Source organism: Halalkalibaculum sp. DA384 (genome assembly GCF_043951955.1).
Taxonomy (GTDB): Bacteria; Bacteroidota; Rhodothermia; order Balneolales; family Balneolaceae; genus JAMQKA01.
Genome location: NZ_JBINJE010000063.1, coordinates 1 through 6,048, shown reverse-complemented (window position 1 = coordinate 6,048; position 6,048 = coordinate 1). Strand labels below are relative to the sequence as shown.

Genomic DNA, 6,048 nt, shown 5'->3' with positions numbered 1-6,048 from the left:
GTTGTTCTATTGGAACTTCATTTGTGGCTCCTGCTTATCAACGTTGGGAGACGTTGCTGGCACCTGTAGCAGGGATTTTCTGGACTTTGGGCGCTTGCGTAGAAAATGGTCTTATCCTCTCCGGCATGGCGATTTCTGAGCCGCCCCGGGCAAACGCAGCGAAGGCGCGGTTTGGTTATTTGTTACTGGTTATTAGTTATTTATAGGTCTTAACTAATAACTAATTCCTAATAACCAATAACTAATTTCTGCCGGTGAATTTTGGGTGTCTTGTTCAAACAAAAAGGAACACCTCTGCGGTGGGAAAGGCTTTCTTAATTTTTTACAAGTCCTAATGAATGGAATGAATTTTTGAAAAACCAAGAGTTTTGTCCGAGAACACCGTGATCGAATTCAAAGCCGCCGCTTAAAATCCACAACAGAGGATTTGGAATGCGCAAAGATGCCGATATTGGCAAAATAACAGTTTGCAGTGCCTTTTGGCACTCCATATCAAATCCCCTCAATTACTGATCAGGTATAATCGATTCACGGAATCGTCCACCTCGTAGTTGTTTTCTGATTTCATATCAATTTCAACAGCTGGCGACCCGGAACTATCTGCCAGGGTCAACGAACCGACATGCCGGGTACTACTGAGATCCCAGCTTAACCTGACTGGCCCTTCTCCCTCTTCCGGGGCCATCGCGAGCGCCCATACCACTTCATCGCGGGTAACCGGGCGCATATCGCCCCGCAGGTTATACCCTTCAATACGAAAGAAAGCGTAAAATGAGCCCCCGGGTGGAGCGGGAGGCGCTTCGATATCAGCTGAAGGGTCGAAGCCACTGGTCGACCCTTCCTGCATTCCAAAAAACAGGGTACTGCTGTTCTTCCCGTCCGATATTGTCAGCTCTTCCGTAAAAGCGGCCAGGGGAGCTTCCGGGCGTTGAAAATTGGCCACCAGGTCGGTCTCTTCTGTAATGGTAAAGATAAGCGGATTTTCGGTAGACGCCGTATCCCCCGACCAGCCGGCAAACTCCCACCCCTCGTTTGGAACAGCCTGAACCTCGATGGTGACCATATCACGATAGTAGGCGGTATCTGTACTTACCGTCCCAGTTCCCGGAGGATTTACCGATGCCGTAAACCGGTGCTCCTCAAGCGGACACTGGGTCATGATAAATGCAAGAATGCTATAAATGACTAATACTCGCATGGTTGTTTAGCCGACTCCAAAATTCAGTTATTTAACCAGTGTTATTTTCTGGACCTCCTGGTACGAACCGGCCCGTATCTGCACGAAATAGAGTCCGCTGGAGAGATCAGATGCATTGAACGGGATCTGGTAGTTCCCCGCGGATTGCTCTTTGTCCACCAGCGTCGCCACTTTTTGTCCCAGCAGGTCGTACACCTCCAGCGTCACCTTGAGCGCCTCGGGAATGGCGTACCGGATTGTTGTTGACGGGTTGAATGGATTGGGATAGTTTGGTTTCAGCTCTACCTGCTCAGGCACCGCCTGCTGATTATCAGATAATGGGAAAAGAGCAATATAATCTACGGGGTCGTTGATGTAGCGAACATCACCCGCAGCCAGCGTTCTTGTTTCCGTTTGCTGTCCCTTCCTGAACAGCTTTAACTCATAAGTGCCCGCATGCTGACTATGGTTCAGCTCAACAGATACCGGATATTCCCCGGCCTTCAATTCTATAAGTACGCTATCCTTTTCCGCAAGGCGGTAGTCGCCGTCAAACCGTACATCCAGCACAGGCTGCGGGGGAGCCGGGGGCAGTGAAAAATTGCGCTTGCTCCAGTCGTCGCTGAGCGAGCCTCCCATATAAAGATGTTGCGTTACCTCTCCGCTGCCGAAAGTAAGGCGGTCAAAACGGTCGGTTACTTCGGAGACCGCTACCGTTTCCCGGTCGACTTTTTCCCTCTCTTTTGTCTTGCGGCCAGCCCCCACTACGATGGTTCCCGGTTCAGCGGCACGGACATAATAGCCCCGGCCCGGAACCAGCTTCTCGACCGCCTGGTAGGCCCCGGCATAGCCCTGGTAAGTGCCGTCAATGATAATATTTCCCGGATCCTGAACCATCGCCAGATCCAGTACCGAGTCCACCGGGGCCCCAATCAAGTTCCAGCCGGTTTTCAGAGGAACCGAAATTTGCTCAACGGGTGGTCCCTTCATCATCACCTCGGTTGGCTCATCGATACGCAGCCAGTATCCCGCCCCGACGGCTACCACCGAATCAGGACGATAGCTGCCGTCATAGGCATACAATGTTTGAGGATCGACGCCCGGGAACAGCGTTTCGACAGCGCTGTCTGCCACCGCAATCGGTCGACTTACCAGATGCCAGCCGGGCTCATATATATAGCTCCACTCATTGATGTATGACTTACTGGCCGCCTCTGACCAGGGACTTTCGTTCCCAAGCGTATCGGTTGCCGTTATGCTGTAATAATAGGTAGTACCTCCCGTCACCGTCTCATCCAAAAACGTCGTAGCGGAAAGGGAATCCTCCAGCAACTGTGATTTTTCGAACTCTCCCGCCGTTCTATTCCGGTACAGCGCATAGGAATGGAGATCTCCTTTTTCAACCGGAGACCACTCAACCCGGAGCCCCGTTTCTTCCCATTCGATGTCGGTAATCTCTGGTGCACGCGGGGGAATGTTGTCAACATAGACCCTCTGAATGCTCGACAAGTTACTTTCATTACCGACCGTGTCCACCGAGGTGACCGCGTAATACAGATAGCTCTCCCGCTCACCCGGCCGATCCGTAAAGAGCGTATCTGTAATTTCATCGGCCAGTAAAAAGTCGGCCGTCTGCTCAATACTCTCAGTATCACTCCTGTATACCCGGTATTCAGCCAGATCGTCGCTGACAGCCTCGTCCCACTGCAGTACAACACCGGTATCGGTTACCGTCGTTTTGAGGTTCTGCGTAACCGGTGGAGCCTCCTGGTCAAACTGGATATCCACTACTTCGGCCGGAGTGCTTGCATTTCCCGCCGTATCCACGGCTGTTACCGTATAGTAATGCGTGCCGGCAGAGCCCGCAACAGAGTAGGAAGCCGTCGTATCCTGCGTACTGGTCAGATGCTCTGCATCGTTCAAGCCGGAATCGGGTTCAGGCAACTTGAAAACTTCATAGTGATGATGGTCTTCGGTATTCACGGGTTGCCAGGTCAAAAGTATTCCATCTCCGGCAATTTCTCCCTCCAGACCGAGGGGCGCTTCCGGCGGATTTTTATCATATTCAACAGCCAGCAATTCTGAAGCCTCACTCTCATTCCCGGTGGTATCCAGACTCGTCACTTTATAGTAAAACCTTCCCTGGACTGCGCCCAGGGTATCACTAAAGTGAGCGGATTTCAGTCCCCCGGCGAGCAAAGTTTGCTGATTCAGTAAAAATTCAGCATCCCGGCCCCGATACAGTTGGTAGCTCGCAAAATCTGCCGCCCCAACGGCTTCCCAATCGATCCGGACCCCCAGGTCAAAGTTTTCGGCTGTTACGCTCCCGGGAGCCGAAGGCGGAGTGTTGTCAAAGTAGACCGAGATTTCGTCAGAAGATTCGCTCTGGTTCCCTGCCGTATCATAAGCCGCCACCCGGTAATAGTAGAACTGTTCCCCCTCGACCTCGATATCATGAAACGAAGAGGTTGTCAATGTATCGGTAAGCAGGGATTGTTCATTGACGGAAAACCCGCTTTCGGTGGAGCGATATAATTTGTAGCCCTGCAGGTCGGGGGCTTCACTGGGTGACCAGCTCGTAATGAGGGTATCCGCCGACTGGTATCCAAAGAGATTTCCAGGCGCTGCCGGAGGCGAATCTGTAACGGTCACGGAAAAAGACCGTTGGGTTGTGCCCCCCTGGTCATCTTCCGCCCAAACTCCCACTGTTGTTGTGCCCGGCGACTGCGCTTCAATTGTGAGCGTACTGCCACTGACTTCCACCGCGGCAACAGAGGGAATTTCCGCCATGGCGCTGAACGTCAAGGGCCCTCCTTCCGGATCCAAAAAATAGTTCTCAAGGTTCAGGGTAATCGCCTGATCCGTGACATCCATCTCCTGGTCCTCAACAGGTTGTACCACTTCCGGCGGATTGTTTGAAGTCGCCCGGAGCGGCAACGACGAATGTTCGTTTTCCAGAGTCCATGTCGGGGTTACGCCATTGACCGGGGTTGCCGGTAACCCGTCAATCCTGAATTCAATAACTTCCCCCTCTTCAAGACCTTCATCCACCCGGGTTTCAGGATTGTCCCGGTACACCCTCATTCCATATCCGCCGGGATACTCCACCGTATCCGAACCCGCTATGGTTCCACTCTGGTCGTAGGCATTGATCACCGTCCCTGGCTGTACCGGCTCTCCATCCAGCGTCGTATTGACCTCACTATAGAAACTGATCCATTGATCCGACGGAATGACCCCCGACTCGACCGTTGCAGAAAATGGAACCAGATAAGGAATGCCCGTAATATCGTAATCGAGGTCGTAAGGAGCAGATTTCTCCAGGCGGTTAAGTTGTGTTGGCATCCAGTTCAGGGCATTTGAGTATACCAGCAAAACGCCCCGAATATCACCCTGTATGTCCCGGGAATTAAACGAGGCTTGCACCTCCAGTTGATTGTCGACGCCAATTCGCGATTCTTCCGGGTTAAATGTGAAGGCCGGGTTAAGCGCACCCGGAAGAACCGTAATGGAGTCGATGCGGAGCTCTTCCAGCCCGGTATTCTCTATCGTCAAATTCTGATCAATCGTGGTTCCCGCCCTGACGGTCCCTAAATCAAGAACCGGCTGGCTGACGGAAACTATCGGACCTGTAATGCTTATATCCAGCAGTATCCGCTCTTCCTGTTCGGCCCACACCAGTTTCTCAGGCTCTTCCGGAACCGCCTCCACTCCATTGACCTTGAGTGTCAACGGGTCGCCCGGCTCCGCGCCCTCATCGACTTCGGTACCGGGATCATCTCCGTAGACTCTCATCGGCCCGAACCGCCCCCTCTCTTCCGTTACAATTATTCCACACAGCACTCCATCCGGGTCAAACACCTGGACGACCGTACCTCGTGGTGCCGGCTCCTCATTGATCAAGAACAGGTCGTTACTCGAATAGGTGATCCAACGATCGGAGGGCTCAACTGTATTGTCCGGTAATATTTCCTGGGCTCTCAGGGGTATGGCAATCATAAACAGGCAGCAGAGGATGAACGATATCACCCCTCCGGCCAGCTTTTGCACAATCCTGAAGTAGTTCATCTATCCCCGAACCAGTTAGTAAAAACATATTAATCTAAGCCAAAATAATATTACAAATTTCGGTAAAAATCGAATCTTATAATATAACTTGATGCCTGCACACAGTATATCATATTCCGCTTGAACAGGCTGGATGAAATCGTTTCAACCTCTTTTATAACTGATAAAATGCGTAATGATTTCCACCTACAACCATGATCGGGATCCCGTACTCCTGAGAACCAGTTCGGGTACCGTAACTGCACTGCAAAATGCTGGTAGAGGCTGTCCAAAAAGTCTCGACAGATAGTTGCATTCAATAATAATTTAGGTTTGTGGAAGAAACCGAAGATCAATCCTCCTGTCCTCCTTCTCCAAGGAGGAACTCAATGATGAAAAAACAGCTCTTCATGTATGGAATGAGCGACCATAAAGTCCCTCTTGAAGAAGAGGGATTTAGGGAGATTGACCACGCCTTAATTATTTAAGTGGCGTTCCCCTTATTGGACTTTTTGGACAGCCTCACGTTACATCGATGCATTCTATATGGTAATCCCTCAGAGAATATTATTTTCCTCAACAGAGGTGTCCCTCGTCTTGATACAAAAGGGACTCAACAATCAAGGCGGTGAATGGGGCAAACGCTGCCGCCTGTGCAGGCGTGGATGTTGATGGTCCGTCCCGCAAGTTGCCCGCTATCAAAGTCCTCACCGGCAGGGCATCCACAACCGCCTGCTTCGGCTTCCGCGCCCCATTCAAGGCCGGGAAGGGCAGGGTAGCATTTGTAGCTCGCTCCCTCATCAGACAGCACTTCTTCCGGTATC

General features: G+C 51.6%; 6 protein-coding genes. 2 read left to right on the top strand and 4 right to left on the bottom strand.

What is annotated here, in order from left to right; genetic code table 11:
• On the top strand, window positions 1-206 hold a 206-nt coding region (locus ACG2E4_RS18035), incomplete at its 5' end, for a hypothetical protein (RefSeq protein WP_395277462.1).
• Between the two features lie 108 nt (window positions 207-314).
• On the opposite strand, the gene ACG2E4_RS18030 is transcribed toward ACG2E4_RS18035, so the two are convergent.
• Genes ACG2E4_RS18030 through ACG2E4_RS18020 form a run of 3 tightly spaced genes read right to left on the bottom strand, consistent with a single transcriptional unit; the run spans window position 315 to window position 5,245 of the window.
• Window positions 315-491 carry a hypothetical protein gene (locus ACG2E4_RS18030; RefSeq protein ID WP_395277461.1) on the bottom strand — a complete coding sequence of 59 codons (177 nt, stop codon included), beginning with the start codon at window positions 489-491 and terminating at the stop codon, window positions 315-317.
• 11 nt (window positions 492-502) lie between these two features.
• On the bottom strand, window positions 503-1,198 hold the full coding sequence (locus tag ACG2E4_RS18025) for a hypothetical protein (protein WP_395277460.1): 696 nt from the start codon (window positions 1,196-1,198) through the stop codon (window positions 503-505).
• Between the two features lie 27 nt (window positions 1,199-1,225).
• The gene (locus tag ACG2E4_RS18020) at window positions 1,226-5,245 is read right to left on the bottom strand and encodes a T9SS type A sorting domain-containing protein (RefSeq protein WP_395277459.1); all 4,020 of its coding nucleotides are present in this window, start codon (window positions 5,243-5,245) and stop codon (window positions 1,226-1,228) included.
• Between the two features lie 314 nt (window positions 5,246-5,559).
• Between ACG2E4_RS18020 and ACG2E4_RS18015 the strand changes: the two genes are divergently transcribed.
• Entirely contained in the window at window positions 5,560-5,712 is a 153-nt protein-coding gene (locus tag ACG2E4_RS18015; RefSeq protein WP_395277458.1) for a hypothetical protein, read from the top strand.
• Window positions 5,713-5,837: 125 nt separating this feature from the next.
• On the opposite strand, the gene ACG2E4_RS18010 is transcribed toward ACG2E4_RS18015, so the two are convergent.
• Window positions 5,838-6,048 (bottom strand): hypothetical protein (locus ACG2E4_RS18010; protein ID WP_395277457.1); only part of this gene is annotated, 211 nt, incomplete at its 5' end.

Bases quoted from the DNA above. Each gene is read 5' to 3' on its own strand.
- ACG2E4_RS18030 (WP_395277461.1), bottom strand. From the start codon at position 491: ATGGAGTGCCAAAAGGCACTGCAAACTGTTATTTTGCCAATATCGGCA.
- ACG2E4_RS18025 (WP_395277460.1), bottom strand. From the start codon at position 1,198: ATGCGAGTATTAGTCATTTATAGCATTCTTGCATTTATCATGACCCAG.
- ACG2E4_RS18020 (WP_395277459.1), bottom strand. From the start codon at position 5,245: ATGAACTACTTCAGGATTGTGCAAAAGCTGGCCGGAGGGGTGATATCG.